Origin of the sequence: Microbispora sp. CSR-4, assembly GCF_008033685.1 — a bacterium.
Taxonomy (GTDB): Bacteria; Actinomycetota; Actinomycetes; order Streptosporangiales; family Streptosporangiaceae; genus Microbispora.
Window position 1 is genome coordinate 154,463 of record NZ_VJVX01000004.1, and the last position, 19,901, is coordinate 174,363.

Consider the following 19,901-nt stretch of genomic DNA (forward strand, 5'->3'; position numbering starts at 1 on the left):
CACGTGTACGGATATTTCCGTTTTCATCGGCTAATTGAGCGGCCATTGCCGGACGCGAATTCGGCAATAGCCGGGGACGAAACTCCACGGCGGCTTATAGTTCGAGACCGGATCCCGCCGGACCGCCGCCGGGACCGCGAACGCGCCCGGCTTTCCCTCCCGCATCCGGAGGGGCACCGGCGGCCCCACCGCCGGCCGTGGCCGCGTGACACACGAGGGCACGGGGAGTTCGATGAGCCTGCCGCCGCACAGCCGCGACCTTGCAGAATACGGTTCTGTGCTCCGGCGCAGGCGCCTGGTCGCCGTCATCTGCCTGCTCGCCGGAGTGGGCGGCGGGACGGCGGCGCTCGTGCTCACTCCCCCGCGTTACACCGCGACCGCCCAGGTGCAGGTGACGGCGACCGGCGCGCAGGAACAGTTCAACGTGCCGAACTCCCGGCAGCGCGAAATCCTCAATCTCGACACCGAATCACAGATCGCCCGATCGGCGGTCGTCTCCACCCTGGCCGCCGCGATACTGAAATATCCGGATCCGGAGGAATTGCGGGAGCGGCTGACCGTGGACGTCCCTCCCAATTCCGCCGTTCTCTCCATTTCTTACTCGGCGTCCGATCCCCGGGCCGCGGCCGCCGGGGCCCAGGCGTACGCGGAGGCCTATCTGCGCAACCGCGCCCGCGCTGCCGAGGACGCGATCGGCGGCCAGCTCAGGCTGATCGCCGCGCGGCTGCACCAGATCGAGGACGACCTCGAAAAGGCGGGCACGACCACCACGACCACGGCGGGGCAGGCGACGTCGAGGCGGCAGGCCCTGCTCGCCCGCCAGGCGGCGGACCTCACGCTGCGCTACGACGCGCTCAAGACCGTCGCGGTGACGCCGGGCACGGTGATCAGCCCCGCCAGGCCGCCCGCCCGCCCGTCCTACCCGAGCCCGCCGCTCTTCCTCGGCAGCGGCCTGTTCCTCGGCGTGCTCGCCGGGGCAGGGGCCGCGTTCTGCCGTGACCGGCTGGACACCCGCATCCGCACCTGCGCCGACATCGAACGGCTGTGCGGCCTGCCGCTGCTCGCCGAGCTTCCGGCCAGGCCGAGCTCCGCGGCCCTCGACGAGATGGCCGCCGCCGTCGCCACGTCGCTGGGCGGCGGGCCCCACCGGCTGCTCGTCGAGGGCGTGGGGACGGGCATCCTCGACGGCGGGCGGTCACGACGCCAGAAGGGCTCACGGGCGGCGCGCCAGGACGGCGCGGGATCAGGAGGCGCGGGAGCGGGAGGCGCGGGAGCGGGACGCCAGGACGGCACCGGCGCACAGGGAAAGGCCAGGCTGCTCGCCAAGAGCCTCGGCCCCGCGCTGGCGCACCTGGTGCCGGTGACGGTCGTGACCGGCCGGTCCGCCCATCCCGACGCCGCCGTGCTGCTGGTCGGCCTGCGGCGGACGACCTCCCCTGAGGTCACCCGGGCCGTACGGCAGCTCGCCCGGCAGGGCGCCCGCGTGCTCGGCGCCGTCGCCGTGCCGCCGGGGTTCGTCGCGCCCGTGCCCGAGACCGCGGAGTGGGGCGCGTGACGATCCCCGGCCCCCGCACCCCGGCCGCGTCGGCGGTCGCCGCCCCCCAGCCGCCGGTCACGGCGTACGGAACCGGGTGGCAGGCCCTTCCCACCAGGCGCCCTTCTGTCAGGGCGGCGTGGCCGATCGCGGCGTACCTGCTCGGTTATCCGGTCTGGTGGGCGCTCGGCCTGGGCGGGCTGTCGGTGGTGGTGCTGGCCGTGCCGATGGCAGTGCTGCTGTGGCGCAGGCGGCCGATCCGCGCGCCGAAGGGCTTCGGCCTGTGGGCGCTGCTGCTGACGGGCTACCTGATCAGCGCGCTCACGCTCGCCGAGACGCCGGACGGCACGTACGGCGAGCTCGCCGCCGGCCGGGTCATCGGCTACCTGATGCGGCTGGCCGTCTATGTCTCCCTCCTGATCATGGTGCTCTACCTGGGCAACCTCACCCACGACGAGCTGCCGCAGCGCACCCTGGTCAGGTGGCTCGGCGTGCTGTTCCTGACGGCCGTCGGGGGCGGGCTGCTCGGGGTGTTCGCGCCCGGCTTCGCGTTCACCTCGCCGCTGGAGATGGTGCTGCCGCCGGCGATCGGCGGCCATCCCTTCGTCGCCAACCTCATCCACCCGACGGCGGCCCAGATCCAGCATGTGCTCGGGCACGCCGCGCCGCGCCCGGAGGCGCCGTTCGAGTGGTCCAACGCCTGGGGCGCCGACGTCTCGGTGCTGGTGATCTGGTTCGTAGTCGGCTGGTGGACCTACGGCGGACCGTACCGCCGGGTGGTGGCCGTGCTCGCGCTCGCCACCGCCGCGGTGCCGGTCGTCTACTCGCTCAACCGGGGCCTGTGGATCGGGCTCGGGATCTCGGCGGCCTATGTGATGATCCGGGGCGCACGCCCCCTGCTGGCCGGAGCGGTCGCGGCCGTCGCCGCGGCGGCGTTCCTGCTTTCGCCGCTGAGCACGATCGTCGCGCAGCGGCTGGACAACCCCCAGAGCAACGGCATCCGCGCGTTCACGGTCGCGACCACCATCCGGGTCGCGGCGACGTCGCCGGTCATCGGCTACGGCAACACGCGCACCGCGTACGGCAGCCACCGCACGGTGACGACGGGCCGCAGCCCGTGGTGCACGGAGTGCGGCCATCCCCCGCTCGGCAGCGACGGGCAGCTGTGGCTCCTGATGATCAGCCAGGGCTTCACGGGTGCCCTGCTGTACGTCGCGTTCTTCGCCGGGGCGGTGCGGCGCTACTGGGCCGACCGGACGCCCATCGGCAAGGCGGGGACGCTCGTGATGATCCTCGTGCTGCTCTACATGGTCGTCTACGACGGGCTGATCAGCGCCCTGACCCTGTATCTGATCTCCTTCGCCCTGCTCTGGCGCAACGCCACAGGGGCATCCGACCTCGGGGAGGCCCGATGAGGGACGCGGCCGATCGGCTCCACTACCTGGACGAGGTGATGGACCTGCTGTTCCCCCCTTCCCCTCCCGATGCCCGCCCCGGTGCCCTGCCAGGCGCCCGGCCAGGCGCCCGGCCGGGCGTCCGGCCCGGCGTCCGGCCGGAGGCCCGCACCGTGGTGCCGCACCGCCTCGTGCCCCGGCGGGTCGTCCCGCGCACGTGGTGGCACCGCGCGCTCGGACGCGGCCTGCCCGTCGCCGGCGGGACCGACACGATCGAGACGCACCTCAGCGACGTGCTCGGCCGCCGGATGCGGGTCGTCGTCCACGTCAGGCCCGCCCGCCGCGCCAACCGCAAGCCGATCCTGGAGGCGTACGACGAGTCGGGGCTCGCGGGATTCGTGAAGATCGGCGACACGCCGCGGGCCAGGCGGCTGGTGCGCTACGAGAGCGAGGTGCTGCGCATGCTCGCCGGGCGGCCGTTGAAGGTCGTCGTGCCGCCCGACGTGCTCTATCACGGCCAGTGGCGGGGCCTTGAGGTGCTGATGCTGTCGCCGCTTCCCGTCGACTCCCGCCGTGTGGGTTCCCGCCGTGTGCCCGCTCCCCTGCTCGCGTCGGCCGTACGGGAGATCGCCGCCATCCGCCCGTACGGCGACGAGGCGGGCTGCGGGGACGCCGCGGCCTGGCACGGCGACTTCACCCCCTGGAACCTCGCCGCCGGGGCGGACGGGCGGCTGCTCGTGTGGGACTGGGAGCGGTTCGCGGTGGGCGTGCCGCTCGGCTTCGACGTCCTGCACCACTTCTTCCACCGGGCGCTGCGCCGGATGCCGCCGCCGGTCGCCGCCCGGTCCTGTCTCGCCCAGGCGGGCGGGCTCCTGGAACCGTTCGGCGTCGAGGTGGCCCAGGCCCGCCGGACGGCGGTCCACTACCTGGTCACCCTGGCCGAGCGGCCCCGCCGCGACGGCCACGAGCCGCTCGGGCCGCCCGCCGTCTGGCTGAACCCTCTCGTCGATCACGAGGAGTGCCTGCTGTGAAGGCGCCGTTGAAGCACTCGGCGCACGCCGTGTCGTACGCCGCCGGAAGGCTGACCAGCGGCGGCAGGGTGCTGCCGTCGTTCCTGATCGTCGGGGCGCAGCGGTGCGGCACGACCTCGCTCTACCGCGCCCTGTCCCGGCATCCGCTGGTCATGAAGCCCGTGCTGCGCAAGGGCGTCCACTACTTCGACATGGACTACGAGCGAGGGCTGCCCTGGTATCGCGCCCACTTCCCGCTGACCTCCCGGGCGCGGGCGCTCCGCTATCGATGGGGTCATGCCCCGCAGGCGTTCGAGTCGTCCCCCTACTACCTCTTCCATCCCCTGGCGGGGGCCCGCATCGCGGCCGACCTGCCCGGAGTCAAGCTGATCGTCCTGGTCCGCGACCCGGTCGAGCGGGCCTGCTCCGCGCACGCCCACGAGCTGGCGCGGGGGTTCGAGACCGAGCCGTGCTTCGAGCGCGCCCTCGCGCTGGAGCCCGAGCGCCTCGCCGGTGAGGCCGAACGGCTGCGGACCATCCCCGGCTACGCCAGCCACGAGCACCGGCACCACGCCTACCTGGCACGGGGACGGTACGCCGAGCAACTGGCCCGGCTGGAGCCGCTCGTGGGACGCGACCGGATCCTGGTCCTCGACAGCGGGCTGCTGTTCCGCGATCCCGCCGCCGTTTATGACCGGGTGCTGGGGTTCCTCGGGCTGCCCCGGATCGGCGGCGTGGACTTCAAGCGGCACAACGCCCGGCCGCGGGAGGCCATGCCCGCGTCCGTCTATCGGCGGCTTCGGGAGCACTTCGAGCCATGGGACGCGCAGCTCGTCCCGTGGCTGGGAGCGGTGCCCTCGTGGCGGCGCTGACCGGCCTGTCGCGGCCGGGCGGCCTCCTCCGGCATGGAGTGGCCGGGCTGGCCACGGCGGCCGCCGCCGCGGGAGGGCAGTTCGCGCTCGTGCTGGTGGTGACGCGGTCGCTCACCCCGGCGTCCGCCGGGGCGTTCTTCACGGCCACCGCGCTGTGCCTGATGCTCGCGGGCATCGTCCGCCTCGACACCGGCAACGGCCTCGTCCACGCCCTGGCCCGCAACCGTTCCGCCCGCACCCCGGGTGGGGGACGGCGGCTGGTCCGCGGGGTCCTCGCCCCGGTGGCCGCGCTCGCGTCGCTGACCGGCGCCGGGGTCGCCGTGGCGGCCGGGCCGCTCGCCGGGCTCACCGGCGTGCCCGGCGGCGTCTGGATCGTGCTGGCCGCCGCCCTGCCGTTCGTCGTCCTGTCCGACGTGCTGATCTGCGCCACCCGCGGCCTCGGCACGATGCGGCCCACGCTGTTGCTCGCCGGGGCCGTGCAGCCGCTCGGGCAGCTCGCCCTCGTCACCGCCGCCGTGCTCGCGGGGGCCCCGCCGCCGGTGCTGGCCGCCGCCTGGGCGCTTCCCTCCGTGGCCGGCGCGGTGCTGGCCGCCGTACGGCTGCGCGGGCTCGCGCCGTACGACGTGGGGGAGGTGGGGGCCTTCTGGCGGCACACCGCGCCGAGGTCGGCCGCGGCGGCCCTGCAGTCGGTGTTCCAGCGGCTCGACGTGGTGATCGTCGCGCTGCTCGCGGGGCCCGCGGCGGCGGCCGTCTACACGGCGGCGACCCGGTTCAAGGTGCTGGGGCAGCTCGCCGGTCAGGGGCTCGCCCAGGCCGCGCAGGCGCGGCTGGTCAGGGCCCTGGCCGAGGGCGACCTGGACGCCGCCCGCGCCCTCTATCGCACCACCACCAGGTGGCTGATCGTGCTCACCTGGCCGCTGTGGCTGGGCTACGCGGCGCTCGCGCCGTGGCTGCTGCCGCTGTTCGGGCCCGCGTACGCCGGCGGCGGCGCGATCGCGATCGTCCTGTCGGCCACGATGATGGTCGCGACCGCGTGCGGCATGGTCGACGTCGTGCTCGTCGCGGGCGGGCGCACGGCCGCCAGCCTCGCCAACGTGACGACGGCCGTCGCCGTGACGATCGGCCTCGACGTGCTGCTCGTCCCCGCGTACGGCGCGCTGGGGGCGGTGCTGGGCTGGTCGGGCGGCGTGCTCGTGAAGAACCTGCTGCCCGCCCTCCAGGTCCACCGCCGCTATGGCCTGCTCCCCTTCGGTGTGGGCCGCTCGGCCGATCCCGCCAAGGCGCCCGGCGGTACGAGTACGACCGGGGCGGCGACTGGGGCTGGAGCGGCGGCCGGCGGTGCGGGGACGACGAGGGCGGCCTCGTGAGCGCGGAACCGCCCGTGCTGGTCACCGGCCTGCCGCGCAGCGGCACGAGCTGGGTGGGCCGGATGCTCACGGCGAGCGGGCGGCTGGTCTACGTCAACGAGCCGCTCAACCCGCAGCGCCCGCCGGGCCGCTCCCCCGGCGTGCTGAACGCGTCCGTGACGCACCGTTTCCAGTACATCTGCCCGGACAACGAGACGCCCTGGCTGGCGGCGTTCTCCCGTACGGTCGCGCTGCGCTACGGCTGGGCGGCCGAGCTCCGCCGCAACCACGGCCCGGGCGACCTCGCGCGGATGGCCAAATATGGCACCGCCTTCACCCTCGGCCGCCTGCTGGCCAGGAGAGCGCTGCTGGACGATCCGTTCGCGCTCCTGTCCGCCGAGTGGTTCGCCGCCCGCCTCGGCTGCCGGGTCGTCGTCGTGGTCCGCGACCCCGTGTCGTTCGCCGGGAGCTGGCGGCGGCTCGGGTGGAGGGTGGACGCGCGCGAACTGCTCGACCAGCCCCTCCTGCTGCGCGACCACCCGTACGTGGCCGATCTGGCGCCCTTCGCCGGCGAGCACGACGTGATCACCGCGGCGGCGGTGTTGTGGAGGACCGCTTGGCGGGTCACCGGCACGGTGGCCGGCCGCACCGCCGGGATCAAGGTCGTGCGTTATGAGGACCTGTGCGCCGCGCCCCTCGACGGCTTCCGCGACCTGTACGCCTGGTGCGGCCTGCCCTGGACCGGCCGTGCCGTCCGCCGGGTCACCGCCGCCTGCACGTCCTCCCGCTCCGGATCTCGCCCCGCCTTCGCCTGGACCGGCCTGTCCCGTACGGCCTACCGCCCGATGGACTCCCGGCAGGCGCTCACCGCGACCTCCCTCCCCCACGACGACGCCGTCCGCGTACGCGCCCTGACCACCGATCCAGCCGTATCCAGCTAGGCATTCGCCGGTCCGGCGTGCGGGGAGCGCAGCTCAGCCGGCGCGGCCCGCGATGAGCCGACGCCACCGATCACTGGCCTCGGGCCGTCGCCACCCTCCCGCGTACGAGACGGCAGGGACGAAGCGCGCCCGGTCGAGGTGTCCATCCTCATCAAGGGCGGCCATCTCTATGAGCTGAGGTATCAGCAGACAATCCCGGGTGAGGCATCCTGAGGCATTCAGAAAGCCGTCACACGAGGAAGCGGCCGAACCGGCCGCGACGGCCCGGCACGCTCAGGTTCGACCAGGTAATCACGTAGTGGCGACCAACTCGATCTCGATGGCCAGGACGCCGAGGGCTTCCTTCTCCGGTCCATAGATGCGCCGGATGGCGGTCGATTGCTGATCTCGCGGGCTGGTCGGGTCGACCTTCTCATGGCCTTCGGTGTCCAGTAGCTCCTCAAAACTGCGATAGCGAGCGACCCGCTTGACCTTGGTCAGGGCGTCGTCGCCGCCGCACGTGAATCGGATGTAGTCGCCTGCGGCGAGGTCCCGCAGCTTGGGGTATTGGACCCGGACCTCGATGGTCTTGCTGCCGTCGGCGACGAGATCGAAGTACCGCCGGTACAGGTTCATCGAGCGAACGCGCACGCTCCGCGGCGTACGGATCTTGTCCGGCGGACCATCGGCGACTGCCCGTGCCTCTTCTTCACCCCGCATGAGGACACAGTGTCGCGCCACCCACCCGAGACGTACGGAACTTCGCTTCACGACCCTCATGAGCGCGAGGTCCGCGCAAGGCAGACGGGTTGGAGCCCCGGCTTATCCTTTCACCGCCACCCGGAGCGTGAAAGGATAAGCCGTATCCTTTCATGATCTTGGTCGGCGTGAAAGGAAAACCGCGCGCGCCGCCGTACGGGTGGCATTAACCGAGGGTGGTGTCGCCGAGGGAGGCGAGGAGGGTGCGCAGGGCGCCGGCGAGGTGGTCGCGCTCCCCGGGGTCCAGCGACGCCAGCAGGCGCGCCTCGTTCGCGACATGCGGCCCCAGCACCTCGTCCACGAGCGCGAGACCACGATCGGTGAGCCGCACCCGGACCGACCGCCGGTCGTCGGAGTCGGGGATCCGTTCGACCAGACCCCTGGCCGCCATCCGGTCGATGCGGTTGGTGATCGCACCGGAGGTCACCATCGCCGCCTTGTTGAGGGCTCCCGCCGACAGTTCGTACGGCGGGCCGGACCGGCGCAACGTGGCCAGGACGTCGAACTCCCAGCGCTCCAGGCCGTACGCGGCGAAGAACTCCTTCAGCTCCCGGTCGAGCAGCCGCGACAGCCGGCTGATCCTGCCCATGATCCCCATCGGCCATACGTCCAGGTCAGGCCGTTCCCGCGCCCACTGCGCGAGCAACAGATCGACCGCGTCACCCATGGCGACCCCTAAGCACTAAGTATCTCAACGTTCATCAGTTTGACGTCGATGCGTTCGGCGTGATGTTATTTCAATGTTGAGATTATCAACGAGGAGCAATCTTCATGGGCATGTCCGCCGCATCCCGGTCCGGTTCCGCGCCGCACACCGCGACGCTGGCCCTCACCGCGCTCACACCGCTCGCCTGGGGCTCGACGTACGCCGTGACCACGGAGTTCCTGCCGCCCGACCGCCCGATGTTCACCGCGGTGATGAGAGCGCTGCCCGCCGGGCTGGCATTGCTGGTCATCGGCCGCGTGCTGCCGCGCGGCGTATGGATCTGGCGGGCCGCGGTGCTCGGCGTGCTGAACATCGGGGCGTTCTTCCCGCTGCTGTTCCTGGCGGCGTACCGGCTGCCCGGCGGCGTCGCGGCCGTGCTGGGCGCGGTGGGCCCGCTGTTCGCGCTCGGCTTCGCCGCCCTGCTGCTCGCCGAGCGTCCGACCACACGCAAGGTGCTCGCCGGAGTCCTCGGACTGGTCGGGGTCGGGCTGGTCGTCCTGCGCGCCGAGGCACGGCTCGACATGGTCGGCGTGCTCGCCGGGCTGGCCGGGGCCGCGTCCATGTCCGCCGGGACCGTGCTGACCAAGCGCTGGGGCCGCCCGGAGGGGGTCGGGGCACTCGCCCTCACCGGATGGCAGCTCACCGCCGGCGGGCTGCTGCTCGTTCCCGTCGCCCTGCTCATCGAGGGCGCACCTCCGGCGCTGAGCGGCGAGAACCTGCTCGGGTACGCCTACCTGGGCATCGTCGGCACCGCGGTCGGCTATTGGATCTGGTTCCGTGGGATCTCCCGGCTCCCCGCGACGTCCGTCGCCTTCCTCGCACTGCTGAGCCCGGTTTCCGCGGCCGTCATCGGCTGGGCGGCGCTCGGGCAGTCCCTCAGCCCGATCCAGTTGCTCGGCATGATCCTCGCCCTCGGCGGCACCCTCCTCGGCCAGGCTCCGGCCGGGCCTTCCCGGCGCGCCGCGGCCCCGCCCCAGCCCGTACGGCCCGCAGCCCAGACGGCCAGCCCGTCCCGCTGACACGAACGAGCCCCATACGCGGAGTGACGAGCGGGGCGTGGGAGGATTTTCCCGGCCGTGCAATGCGGGAGCTGTGGCGACGCACGAACCATGCCACGCGTGCGCGAACCAGCACGAACCGTGCCACGCGTGCGCGAACCAGCACGAACCGTGCCACGCGTGCGCGAACCAGGACGACCGGAGGACGAGCGCGATGCGCGACGAGAAGATCAGCGATTTCCTGTCCCGCCTCGCCGATCGGGTGCCCGCGCCGGGCGGTGGCGCCGCAGCGGCCCTGCAGGCCGCGCAGGCCGCGGCGCTGCTGGGCATGGTCGCGCGCTACACCACCGGCGAGAAGTACGCCGAGCACGCGGCCGTGATCGAGCGGATCATCGGCGAGACCGACGACCTGCGGGCGGAGGCCCTGCGCCTGGCCGAGGCCGACGAGGCGGCGTTCACGGCGGTCACCGAGGCGTACAAGCTGCCCAAGGACACCGAGGAGGCCAAGGCCGCCCGGTCGGCCGCCATCGCCGAGGCGCTGGTGGGAGCGGGCGAGGTCCCGGCCGAGGTGGTCGCCGTCGCGAGGAAGGCCGTCGGCATCGCCGAGGAACTACTGCCCATCGGCAACCGCAACGTCGTCTCCGACATCGCCGCCGCCACCGAGGCCGCCCGGGCCGCGGCGACCACCGCCCGGGTGAACATCGAGATCAACCTCGGCGGGATCAAGGACGAGCGCGCCCGTGCCGAACTGGCCGCCGAGGCGGCCGGAGTGGACGAGGTCGCCGCGCGGGCCGAACGGGTCACCGCCGCCGTACGCGAGGAGATCGCCAAGTGAGCGCCCGCGTGCTGTCCGGCAAGGAGCTCGCGGCGTCCATCCGGGCCGAGGCCGCCGAGCGGGCCGCCGCGCTCGCCGCGGCCGGCACACCGCCGAAGCTCGCGGTCGTCGTCGCCACGGCGGACGAGTCCAGCGCCTGGTACGTACGCTCGATCGCCCGCGCCGCCGAGAAGGCCGGCATCGCCTGCGACATCGTCGATCTCGGGGCGGATGCCGCCCCGAGCCTGATCCGCGACAGGCTGACGGCGCTGAGCGCCGACGACACCGTGCACGGGATCATCCTCCAGACCCCGCTGCCGCAGGGAGCGAAGCTGGAGGACCTGGCCGGCGCGATCGCGTTCGAGAAGGACGTCGACGGCGCCAATCCGCTGTCGCTGGGCCGTCTGGCCGCGGGCCTGCCCGCGTTCGCTCCGGCGACCGCCGAGGCCGTCGTGGCGATCCTCGACCACCACGAGATCGACCTGACCGGCCTCCACGTCGCCGTCGTCGGCAGGTCCACCGTGGTCGGCAAACCCGCCGCCCATCTCCTGCTGGACCGGAACGCCACCGTGACGGTCTGCCACTCCCGTACGCGGGAGCTGCCCGCCGTCACCTCCGCGGCCGACGTGGTCGTGGCCGCGGTCGGCCGTGCCGGGCTGATCACGGCCGAGCACGTACGGACCGGGGCGGTGGTCGTGGACGTCGGCACCAACCCCACCGACGACGGCGGCCTGGTCGGGGACGTCGACGCGGTCGCGGTCGCGGACAAGGCCGGGGCGCTCACGCCCGTGCCCGGCGGGGTCGGCCCGGTCACCACCGCGCTGCTGCTGCGCCACACCATGCAAGCCGCCGTGCAGGCCGCCGGCCGCGGCTGATCGCGCCCCGCCCCGGCCCCGCGCCGTCAACGCGCCTCGTCCGGCACCCTGGCCGCGACGACGGGTGGGGCCACGCTCGACGGGGGGCGCGCCACCACCTGAGCCTTCCAGGCCACGGTCACCAGCAGCGGCACCAGCAGCGCCAGCGTCCAGGTCAGCCCGAGCGCCTGTGCGACGCGGCCGACGAGCGCCGGAGCGAGCAGCATGGCGGAGTACGTCATGGTGGTGAGCCGGGCGACCGCGGCGGTCGCTCCCGTGCCGCCCTCCTCCGTGCCCGCGTGCCCGGCCGCGCTGAAGATCAGTGGCAGCGGTGTCGCCAGCCCGAGACCGGCGAGGGCGAACCCGGCGACCGCGAGGATCGGCGTGGGGGCCACGACCACCGCCGTCAGACCGGCGGCCGCCAGCGCGGTGCCGCTCCGCACCAGGACCCGTGCCGGGTGCCGGGCGGACAACCGGTCGCCCACCAGCCGTCCGGCCGTCTGGGAGGCGGTGAAGGCGACGAGGCCGAGCGAGGCCACGCCCAGCGAGGCGCCGAGGTCCTCGTGCAGGAACACGCCGCTCCAGGTGATGACGGCCCCCTCACAGGCCAGCACCGCCGCGCCCAGCGCGCCGAGGAGCAGGACGCGGCGCGTCCAGCCAGCCCGCCATCCTCGCCGTCCGGCGCCGTCGTCCGTCCGCGCGGGCGGGTGCTCCGCGGAGAACTCCTCGGCCGGCAGCCCCCTGCCCACCACCAGGACGACGGCCGTCACGACCGCTCCCAGGATCAGGTAGTGCGTGGTGAGAGACATACCCGCCTGCGCTGCGGCCCCGCCGGTGAACGACCCGGCCACGGAGCCGATGCTCCATGCCGCGTGGCAGCCGTTCATGATGGGACGATGCGCCGCCCGTTCGACCATCACCGCCTGCGCGTTCATGCCCGTGTCGAGCAGCCCGTTCGCGGCGCCGACGAGGAGCATGGCCGCGGCCAGGTGAACGGGTCCGCCGGCGAGGCCCACTCCGAGCAGGGCGAGGGGAAGCGTGACTGCGGCGATCCGCACGACCCACGCGCTGCCGATCCGCGCCGCGAGGCGCCCGGCGACCTGCGTGGCGGCGAGCGCCGCCACGGCGACCAGGGCGGTCAGGAGCCCGAGCAGCCCAGCCGTCAGATCGTGATCCGTCTTCAGCGACGGCGTGCGGACCGCGAGCGAGGCGATCAGCGCGCCGTTCACGGCGAACACCGCCGTCACCGCCGCGCGTGCCCGTCGCACGGCTCTCCCCTCCCGGCCCTCTCGTCGTCGCTCCTGGCCGGCTTCCCCAGCCACTATGGACATGCGTCCCGCCTTCCCGTACGGCGCCTCCCGACGGGCGCCCCTTGGAAGGACGACGGCGCCGACGCGGATTTTCGACATCCGGGCGCGATCGGATGTCGATTTCGGAGACTCACCGCGTCGTAGAGGAGAGCGGCCGCGCGGGGCGGCCCGTGTCCGGAGGAGAAAGCCGTTGAAATACCTGCTGTTGATCTGCGGCGAGGAGTCGGTCGAAGTCAGCCCCGAGCAGGCCGACCCCGAGCCGTGGATCGAGGAGACGGAGCGCCGCGGAGTGCGCCTCGACGGGCATCGCCTGTGCCCGGTCAGCGACGCTACGACGGTGCGAGCCGGACTGGTGACCCAAGGGCCGTTCGCCGAGACCAAGGAGCAGATCGGCGGATTCGACATCATCGAGTGCGCCGACCTGGACGAGGCCATCGAGATCGCCCTGAAGCATCCCGTGGCGTCGTTCGGTTCGATCGAGGTGAGGCCGTTCTGGCCGGAATGAGCGGCGCCGACGTCACCCGGGTCGTCGAGGAGGCGTTCCGCGAGGAGTGGGGCCGCGTCGTCGCCACGCTCATCCGGCTGACCGGCGACTGGGACCTTGCTGAGGAGTGCGCCCAGGACGCCTTCGCCCAGGCAATCGCCCGCTGGCCCCGGGACGGCGTTCCGCGCCGTCCCGGGGCGTGGCTCACCACGGCGGCCCGCAACCGGGCGCTGGACCGACTCCGTCGCGACACGACCGAGGTGGCGCGGCTCCGCTCCGTCGCGGCCATGCCGGCCGGCCCCGATCCGGAGCCGGTGGAGGAGGACGTGGAGGAGGACCACGTGCCCGACGACCGGTTGCGCCTGATGTTCACCTGCTGTCACCCGGCCCTGCCGCTGGAGGCGCAGGTGGCCCTCACCCTCCGTACGCTCGCGGGGCTGACCACGGCCGAGATCGCCGCGGCGTTCATGGTGCCGGAGACGACCATGGCCCAGCGGCTGGTCAGGGCCAAGAAGAAGATCCGCAACGCGGGCATACCCTACGGGGTGCCGCCCGCGCACCTATTGGCCGAGCGGACGGCGGGCGTGCTCGGCGTGCTGTACGTCCTGTTCACCGAGGGATACTCGGCCAGCGGCGGGCCGAGTCCCGCCCGGCCGGAGCTGACCGCCGAGGCCATCCGGCTGGCCCGGGTGCTCGCCGGGCTGATGCCGGGCGAGCCCGAGGCGCAGGGGCTGCTCGCGCTGATGCTGCTGCAGGACTCACGGCGCGTGGCCCGGTTCGACGCGGCGGGCGACATCGTCACCCTGGAGTTCCAGGACCGCGCGCAGTGGGACCACGACGAGATCGACGAGGGGCTGCGGCTGCTGGACAACGCGTTGGCGTGCCGCCGTCCCGGGCCCTACCAGGTGCAGGCGGCCATCGCCGCCTGTCACGCCACCGCCCTCGACCCGGACGACACCGACTGGCCGCAGATCGCCGGTCTTTACGCACGGCTCGCACGGCTGGCGCCGTCTCCGGTCGTCGAGTTGAACCGGGCGGTGGCAGTCGCGATGGCCGACGGCCCCCTCGCGGGTCTGCGGCTGGTCGACGAACTGCGGGCGGGCGGCGCGCTGGCCGGGCACCATCTGCTCGCCGCGACCCGTGCCGACCTGCTGCGCAGGCTGGGCCGTACGGCGGACGCGGCGCAGGCCTACGAGGAGGCCCTGGCGCTCGCGCCGACCGACGCGGAGCGCCGGTACCTCGCCCGCAGACGTGCCGAGACCGGTGGGACCTGACAGGCTGCCCGGTCGTGCGGCCCCTGCCGGCCGGGCGCCTGCCCCCGGTCGCTGGGGACCGTGCCCCCGAGGCGGCCCGGCGGTGCGGGCGGCGCCGCGACGGAGAGGACCCGTTCATCTCCACCGCCCGGCATGACCGGCAACGGGAGGAGACCGCCGAAGTCGCCGCCCGCATGGTCGCGGCGCTCCTCGCCGATGACGAGGGCATCCGTGCCGTGCTGCACGCCCTTCCCGTCGTATTTCCCTGGGTGCGGCACCTGAACGACGAGGAGAAGCAGCAGTTCGTGCGGGACCTTGTCGACGCCACTCACGACGCGATCGATCTGGACGTTCACGCCACGCTGCACCGGGTCGTCGTCGAATGGCGGGCCACGGCCCGGATCCTGGCCGATCCGGCACTGACCGAACAGCTCACGCGCGCACTGCCGGACGAGGACCACGGCGAGGTGTTCGCGCCATGAGCCCGAAGCGCGGCGACGCCGTGGCCCCGCCCGCCGTCGGCGACGAGTGGCATCTTCGGTTCGCCACCAGCGAGGCCGCCAAGGGCTGGAGCGACCTCTGCGCCGAGGCTGCCGGGAACACCGGCGCTGTTTCGAGGCGTTACGCGCGGACCCGTTGTCACAGAAGGACCCGGACCGGCAACACCGGCTTCGTGGCCGCCTGGCCGTCTGAGAGGCTCGCCGTCCATCGGGTGGTCGCGGCGGCGTCCTACCGTGGACGGAAGAGATGACCGGCGACCGGCCCGCCGGTCCCGCGTTCGGCCGCGGCAGGCGTGACAGCGATGCGCCGACGATGGCCGTGGCCCGCTCATCCGCTACATTTCGCTCTGCTGTCGCGCAAGAACGGACTCTCCATGAACGTCGCCCTGTGGGTCATAGCCGGCCTGCTCACTCTCGCCTTCCTCGTCGCCGGCGTGATGAAGCTCGCCCAGCCGAAGGAGAGGCTGGCCGCCTCCGGCATGGCCTGGACCGAAAACTTCCCCGCCGGCGCGATCAAGGGCATCGGGGCCATCGAGGTGCTGATCGCCTTCGGTCTTGTACTGCCCGCCGTCACGGGCATCGCCCCGGTGCTGACGCCGCTCGCCGCGCTCGGCATCGCCCTGCTCATGGCCGGAGCGGTCGTCGTCCACGCCCGCCGCGCGGAAACCCAGGTGATCGTCGTCAACCTGGTGCTCCTGGTGCTGGCCGCCGTGGTCGCCTGGGGCCGCTTCGGCCCGTACGCCTTCTAACCCTTCCTCCGCGCCCCGAAAACCCACGACGCGAAAACCCGCGACGCGAAAACCCGCGCCCCGAAGGCCGGCGCCCTGATGACCCGCGCCCCGACGACCCTGCGCAGCAGGGCACCCGACAGGATGCGGCAGGCGAAGGGGAGGTCGTCGACCAGATAGCGGCGGGCGAGCCGCTTGGGCTCGCTGATCAGGCGATACAGCCATTCGAGCCCGTGGTCGCCCATCCAGCCCGGAGCCCGGCGCACCGACCCGGCGGCGAACGCGATGGCCGCGCCGCATCCCACGAACCAGGCACCCGGCAGGTCGGCCCGCAGCTCCGCGATGAGCCGGTCCTGCCGGGGAAAGCCGAGCCCCACGAAGACCAGCGACGGCCGCGCGGCCACGAGTCTCTCCCGCACCTCTGCCAGCGCCGCCGGGTCGGTCTCGAACCCGTACGGCGGAGCGTGGACGCCCGCCACGACCAGCCCCTGATGCCGCTCGCACAGCGTGTCACGCGCCGCCACGGCGACGCCGGGCGGTCCCCCGATCAGGTAGACGGGCAGCCCGCGGGCCGCGGCGGCCCCGGTCAGCGACCAGATCAGGTCGGCTCCGGTCACCCGCTCCGGCAGTGGGCGTCCGAGCAGGCGTGACGCCCAGACCAGCGGCATGCCGTCGGCCACGGCGAGCTCGGCCGCGTCGATCAGCGCACGCAGCGAGGGATCACGGGCGGCGGCACGGCAGATGTCCACGTTCGGCGTGACGATGTGGCCGCCCGCGCCGCGCTCTGCCGCGGCCATCACCCGGGCGACGACCTGGGCCTCGGTGAGCGGGTCGAGCAGCACGCCGCCCACGCGGACCCTGCCTGCCCGCGCGGCGGCCGTCCCCGCTCTGGCCGTTCCTGCACCGGCAAGCGGGGCGCGGACCGCCTCCAGGCATCGCCGCGGGGGCGTCGGGCTCACCGCCGCCGGACGTGCGTGTGCGGGCTCGGCCATCAGATGCCGTGGCCGCGACGGTGGAGGGCGTGGAGCACGGTGCGCGGGCTGACCAGCCCCCCGGCGACCGCAAGCGCCACCGCCGCCCTCGGCTCGGCAGGACGGGCGGAGAGGGCGCGCAGCGACCAGCGGGCGGCCTCGCGCCGCCGGCCGAGGGCCGCGTGGCAGAAGGCGAGCTGCCCGTAGACGCGGGCCGCACCCCGGGGCTCCGCCGTAAGCCCGGGATGCCGGGCGAGCATCCACTCCAGCCCCGCGATCCGGTCGTCCCAGCGGCCCACGTAGTGCGAGGACCCCCAGTGCACCCGCACGAGGGGCCGGTCGACGTGGACGATCGGATGCCGCCAGGCGGCCCGCAGCGCGAGATCCCAGTCCTCGTTCTGACCGGCCGGCGCGCTCTCGTCCACCCACGCCCAGCCCCGGCGGAACAGGAACGTCGAGGAGTGCACCATCATCATGCGCGAGCGGGTGAGGTGCCGGTGAGTGACCCGGCCGGTGCCGGCCAGCCGCGGCACCCGGCGGTCGCCATACTCGACCTCGACGGCGCAGCTCGCGAAGCCGGCGTCGGGCTCCTCCGTCAGCGCGGCGACCTGGGCGGCCAGCTTGCCGGGCAGCCAGAGGTCGTCGTCGTCGCAGAAGGCGACGAGATCCGTGCCGAGCACCGCGATCCCGGTGTTGCGCGCTCCCGGCAGGCCCACGGCGCGCCGGTTGACCAGCACCTGGACGCTCCTGGCCGCGCCGCCCGCCTCCCCGGCACCCGTAGAGCCGCCTGTAGAGCCGCCCGCAGCACCGGCGGCATCGGCATCGGCATCGGCACTGGGACCGGGACCGGAGACGCCGGACACCTGCCGGGCGACCAGTGAGGCGGGGACGCCGTCGGCCACGATCACCACCTCGACCCGGCCGTCGTACTCCTGGGCGAGCACGCCGGTCAGCGCGGCCCGCAGCGGGCCGGGCCGGTCTCCCCTTGTCGGAATGACGACGCCGACGGACGGCCTCATCGCCGGGCCCCCGGGCGATACACGAGGCGATAGCCGTAAAAGCACAGGAGGGGAAGAGTGATCGCGGTGACCAGCCACCGCTGGGACCACGGGAGGGGCGCCGGACGGTGACGGATCTCGATCGGTCCCACCGAGAAACGCATCGGGTTGCCCGAGACGGTGTGCGCGACGCCGAGCAGCGCTTCGCGGTCGTCCAGGAAGGTGAAACCGCCGGTCGGAAGGCCGATCTGCGCGACCAAGCGTCCCAGGGTCGCGCGCGGGTCGCGCACCAGGTCTTCGTGACGCACCCGGACGACCTCGACGCCCTTGCGGCGCAGCACCTCGAAGGCCAGGTTCTGGGCCAGCCAGTGGACGGCGGTGCGCACGGGCGTCCACCGGGTCATCGGCCGGCCGTCCTCGGGCCTGCGCACCCTGCGCCGCCACGACGCGGCCACCGCCCGCGGATCGCGCACCACCTGCACGACGCGCAGCTCCATGATGGCCGCCAGACAGTACGCCAGGGAGGCGTGCTTGCTGGAGTCGATCACGACCCGGGCGTCGGCCACCTCCGCCGCCGCCGCGTAGATGCGGGCGTACGACCGGACATATTCGGCCAGCTCGGCCTCACGGGTCACGAGCCCGAGGGCGAGGACGGGCACGCGGCGGGTCCGGTCGACGCGGCCTCGCAGGGCGGGCAGCCAGCCCGCCTGGCTCTGCCGCCACTGCCCGAACGCGCGGGCACCCACCTTGGTCCAGAACGGGCACTGGGAGAACCGCTGCCCGCAGCCGCACGGCTCGTCCGCGCGTACGCCACGGTCCCACAGGTGGACGACCTCGCCGAGCGGTGCCACGCCGGGCACCTCGCCGAGGAGGCGTTCGAGCAGGGTGCTACCGCTGCGTCCCAGGCCGCCCACGAAGATCACCGGCTGACTGTCGGCCACGTGCCCTCCACGGATGGATGCGAAACGTGACGACACTAGCGCGCACGGTAATCGGACGAATCCCGATCGCCCAAAGAATCTACGAGCCCCCTGCGCCGCCATAACCGGAGGTTGAGCCGCCGATCACCGGCCGTCCGGACGCATACTCCCGCCGGAATGCCTGCTCAGGAGGAGCGCAGCTCGACGCAGCACTCCCCCGGCCGCGGCACGAGGACGGCCTCCACCTTGGCGGCTGCCAATCCGTCGAGCATGCCGTCAAGGAAGGCGTGGTTGACCGCGCAGACCAGGTCGGGGGCCCGGGCGGCCAGCGGATGGAACGGGCAGTTGCGCAGCCGCACACAGGTCGGCGACTCGCGGCCGGGCTCGAAGCCGTGCCGCGCGAGCAGCCCTTCGAGCAGGGTGAGCGCGCGCTCGGCGCCGAGCCGTCCGGGCCTGGTGCGGGCGCGCTCCGCGGAGCCGATCTCCTCGCCGCGCCGGGAGGCCACCCGCACCGCCGCCTGGCGGGCGCTCTCCCCTTCGCTCTCCGTGAGCACGGCGTCCATGAGGATGTCGGCCAGCACCTCGTGGCGGCGTTCGGGGATCGTGACGCGGATGTCGATATCGGTCGGTTCGTAGACCTTCGGGGTGCGGCCGACCTTGCGGATGCCGCCGACCGCCTCGTAGCGGGCACGCAGCAGCCCGGCGTCGACCAGTTTGTCCAGATGGAAGGCGGCCAGCTTGCGGGAGATCCCGACCGAGGCGGCCGCCTCGTCCCGGGTCACCGGGCGACGCGCCCTGCGGATGTAGGCGTACATGCCCTGCCGCAGCTCGTCGTCCAGCGCGGCCACCGCACCGATCGCGGGATCCGTCGTCACCCCGCCACCTTATCGCCCGCTTCGACGGTCGAAAACCATCACCCCCTCGATGTACGCGAACGTCTTGACCGCCAGACTGAATAAGACCAACATTCATTGGCGTAATAAGTCGGACGCGGAGGCCCGGATGACCGGTGAACTGCACGAGGCGAAACGACCGGTGAGCGCGCTGCTCGCCGGGCCGTACGGCCATCCGTTCCACCCCATGCTGGTCGCGGTGCCCATCGGGGCCTGGGTGGCGAGCATGGTCTTCGACCTGACGTCCCGGTTCGCCCCCGACCCGGGTTTCCTCGCCGAGGGCTCGACGTGGCTGATCGCCATCGGCGTGCTCGGCGCGGTGGCCGCGGCGATGGCCGGGTTCCTCGACCTGTTCGCCATCCCGGCGGGCACCCCGGCGTTCCGCACCGGTCTGCTCCACATGGGGCTGAACCTCGTGATCACCGCCGCGTACGCCGCCGGCTTCCTGTGGCGGCAGGCCCTCTCACCCGCGGATTCGCCGGCGGGCGGGCAGGTCGCGCTCGGCCCGCTACTGCTCTCGGCGGGCAGCCTGGCGCTGCTCGTGGTCTCCGGCTATCTCGGCGGCAAGCTCGCCTACCGCTATGGCGTACGGGTCGCCGACGAGGCCACCCAGGCCGGCGGGTTCCGGCGCTGACCC

22 protein-coding genes are annotated in these 19,901 nt (G+C 73.4%); 15 read left to right on the forward strand and 7 right to left on the reverse strand.

Features of this window, described 5'->3' with window-relative positions; translation table 11 throughout:
* The first annotated feature begins 232 nt into the window (after positions 1-232).
* Genes FLV34_RS06505 through FLV34_RS06530 form a run of 6 tightly spaced genes read left to right on the forward strand, consistent with a single transcriptional unit; the run spans position 233 to position 7,097 of the window.
* A complete protein-coding gene (locus FLV34_RS06505) occupies positions 233-1,555 on the forward strand; it encodes a YveK family protein (RefSeq protein WP_147942603.1) in 1,323 nt (440 codons plus the stop codon).
* Positions 1,552-2,949 (forward strand): hypothetical protein, encoded by a 1,398-nt coding sequence (locus tag FLV34_RS06510; protein ID WP_260617458.1) that lies wholly within the window; start codon positions 1,552-1,554, stop codon positions 2,947-2,949. The genes FLV34_RS06505 and FLV34_RS06510 overlap by 4 nt, the downstream gene beginning before the upstream one ends.
* Positions 2,946-3,959 (forward strand): hypothetical protein, encoded by a 1,014-nt coding sequence (locus tag FLV34_RS06515; RefSeq protein WP_147942604.1) that lies wholly within the window; start codon positions 2,946-2,948, stop codon positions 3,957-3,959. Before FLV34_RS06510 ends, FLV34_RS06515 begins: the two co-directional genes overlap by 4 nt.
* The gene (locus tag FLV34_RS06520) at positions 3,956-4,810 is read left to right on the forward strand and encodes a sulfotransferase domain-containing protein (RefSeq protein WP_142650758.1); all 855 of its coding nucleotides are present in this window, start codon (positions 3,956-3,958) and stop codon (positions 4,808-4,810) included. Before FLV34_RS06515 ends, FLV34_RS06520 begins: the two co-directional genes overlap by 4 nt.
* Positions 4,777-6,177 (forward strand): lipopolysaccharide biosynthesis protein, encoded by a 1,401-nt coding sequence (locus tag FLV34_RS06525; protein ID WP_187280559.1) that lies wholly within the window; start codon positions 4,777-4,779, stop codon positions 6,175-6,177. The genes FLV34_RS06520 and FLV34_RS06525 overlap by 34 nt, the downstream gene beginning before the upstream one ends.
* Positions 6,174-7,097 carry a sulfotransferase gene (locus FLV34_RS06530; protein ID WP_147942605.1) on the forward strand — a complete coding sequence of 308 codons (924 nt, stop codon included), beginning with the start codon at positions 6,174-6,176 and terminating at the stop codon, positions 7,095-7,097. Before FLV34_RS06525 ends, FLV34_RS06530 begins: the two co-directional genes overlap by 4 nt.
* Positions 7,098-7,388: 291 nt before the next feature.
* On the opposite strand, the gene FLV34_RS06535 is transcribed toward FLV34_RS06530, so the two are convergent.
* Positions 7,389-7,796, reverse strand: coding sequence for an ASCH domain-containing protein (locus FLV34_RS06535; RefSeq protein WP_142650760.1), 408 nt, complete (start codon positions 7,794-7,796; stop codon positions 7,389-7,391).
* A 205-nt stretch (positions 7,797-8,001) separates the two neighbouring features.
* On the reverse strand, positions 8,002-8,502 hold the full coding sequence (locus FLV34_RS06540) for a MarR family winged helix-turn-helix transcriptional regulator (protein WP_142650761.1): 501 nt from the start codon (positions 8,500-8,502) through the stop codon (positions 8,002-8,004).
* Positions 8,503-8,612: 110 nt separating this feature from the next.
* Here FLV34_RS06540 and FLV34_RS06545 point away from each other — a divergent pair, with 110 nt between their 5' ends.
* The 3 genes from FLV34_RS06545 to FLV34_RS42215 all read left to right on the forward strand — a co-directional run bounded on the left by FLV34_RS06545 (position 8,613) and on the right by FLV34_RS42215 (position 11,228).
* Positions 8,613-9,560, forward strand: a complete 948-nt coding sequence (locus FLV34_RS06545; protein ID WP_142650762.1) for an EamA family transporter — start codon at positions 8,613-8,615, stop codon at positions 9,558-9,560.
* Between the two features lie 193 nt (positions 9,561-9,753).
* A complete protein-coding gene (locus FLV34_RS42210; protein WP_147942606.1) occupies positions 9,754-10,374 on the forward strand; it encodes a cyclodeaminase/cyclohydrolase family protein in 621 nt (206 codons plus the stop codon).
* Positions 10,371-11,228, forward strand: coding sequence for a bifunctional 5,10-methylenetetrahydrofolate dehydrogenase/5,10-methenyltetrahydrofolate cyclohydrolase (locus FLV34_RS42215; protein WP_147942607.1), 858 nt, complete (start codon positions 10,371-10,373; stop codon positions 11,226-11,228). Before FLV34_RS42210 ends, FLV34_RS42215 begins: the two co-directional genes overlap by 4 nt.
* A 26-nt stretch (positions 11,229-11,254) precedes the next feature.
* On the opposite strand, the gene FLV34_RS06560 is transcribed toward FLV34_RS42215, so the two are convergent.
* Complete coding sequence (locus FLV34_RS06560; RefSeq protein ID WP_168066386.1) at positions 11,255-12,475, reverse strand: MFS transporter; 1,221 nt, start codon at positions 12,473-12,475, stop codon at positions 11,255-11,257.
* 232 nt (positions 12,476-12,707) lie between these two features.
* On the opposite strand from FLV34_RS06560, the gene FLV34_RS42220 reads away from it, so the two are divergent.
* The 5 genes from FLV34_RS42220 to FLV34_RS06585 all read left to right on the forward strand — a co-directional run bounded on the left by FLV34_RS42220 (position 12,708) and on the right by FLV34_RS06585 (position 15,503).
* The gene (locus tag FLV34_RS42220) at positions 12,708-13,022 is read left to right on the forward strand and encodes a YciI family protein (RefSeq protein WP_142624671.1); all 315 of its coding nucleotides are present in this window, start codon (positions 12,708-12,710) and stop codon (positions 13,020-13,022) included.
* Positions 13,019-14,275, forward strand: coding sequence for an RNA polymerase sigma factor (locus tag FLV34_RS06570; protein WP_142650767.1), 1,257 nt, complete (start codon positions 13,019-13,021; stop codon positions 14,273-14,275). Before FLV34_RS42220 ends, FLV34_RS06570 begins: the two co-directional genes overlap by 4 nt.
* A 14-nt stretch (positions 14,276-14,289) precedes the next feature.
* Entirely contained in the window at positions 14,290-14,736 is a 447-nt protein-coding gene (locus FLV34_RS06575; protein WP_185949060.1) for a prevent-host-death family protein, read from the forward strand.
* A complete protein-coding gene (locus FLV34_RS06580; protein ID WP_205830891.1) occupies positions 14,733-15,005 on the forward strand; it encodes a hypothetical protein in 273 nt (90 codons plus the stop codon). The genes FLV34_RS06575 and FLV34_RS06580 overlap by 4 nt, the downstream gene beginning before the upstream one ends.
* A gap of 123 nt (positions 15,006-15,128) precedes the next feature.
* Positions 15,129-15,503 (forward strand): DoxX family protein, encoded by a 375-nt coding sequence (locus FLV34_RS06585; RefSeq protein WP_142650768.1) that lies wholly within the window; start codon positions 15,129-15,131, stop codon positions 15,501-15,503.
* Here FLV34_RS06585 and FLV34_RS06590 read toward each other — a convergent pair.
* From FLV34_RS06590 to FLV34_RS06605, 4 genes are all read right to left on the reverse strand, one after another.
* The gene (locus FLV34_RS06590) at positions 15,500-16,333 is read right to left on the reverse strand and encodes a WecB/TagA/CpsF family glycosyltransferase (RefSeq protein ID WP_260617459.1); all 834 of its coding nucleotides are present in this window, start codon (positions 16,331-16,333) and stop codon (positions 15,500-15,502) included. The genes FLV34_RS06585 and FLV34_RS06590 overlap by 4 nt on opposite strands.
* A 140-nt stretch (positions 16,334-16,473) precedes the next feature.
* Positions 16,474-17,472: a glycosyltransferase family 2 protein gene (locus FLV34_RS06595; protein WP_147942608.1), complete on the reverse strand. Its 999-nt coding sequence runs from the start codon at positions 17,470-17,472 to the stop codon at positions 16,474-16,476.
* Positions 17,469-18,392: a sulfotransferase gene (locus FLV34_RS06600; protein ID WP_260617460.1), complete on the reverse strand. Its 924-nt coding sequence runs from the start codon at positions 18,390-18,392 to the stop codon at positions 17,469-17,471. Before FLV34_RS06600 ends, FLV34_RS06595 begins: the two co-directional genes overlap by 4 nt.
* Positions 18,393-18,556: 164 nt before the next feature.
* Positions 18,557-19,246, reverse strand: a complete 690-nt coding sequence (locus FLV34_RS06605) for a metalloregulator ArsR/SmtB family transcription factor (protein ID WP_147942609.1) — start codon at positions 19,244-19,246, stop codon at positions 18,557-18,559.
* Positions 19,247-19,373: 127 nt separating this feature from the next.
* On the opposite strand from FLV34_RS06605, the gene FLV34_RS06610 reads away from it, so the two are divergent.
* Positions 19,374-19,898 carry a DUF2231 domain-containing protein gene (locus tag FLV34_RS06610; RefSeq protein ID WP_147942610.1) on the forward strand — a complete coding sequence of 175 codons (525 nt, stop codon included), beginning with the start codon at positions 19,374-19,376 and terminating at the stop codon, positions 19,896-19,898.
* Positions 19,899-19,901 lie beyond the last annotated feature (3 nt).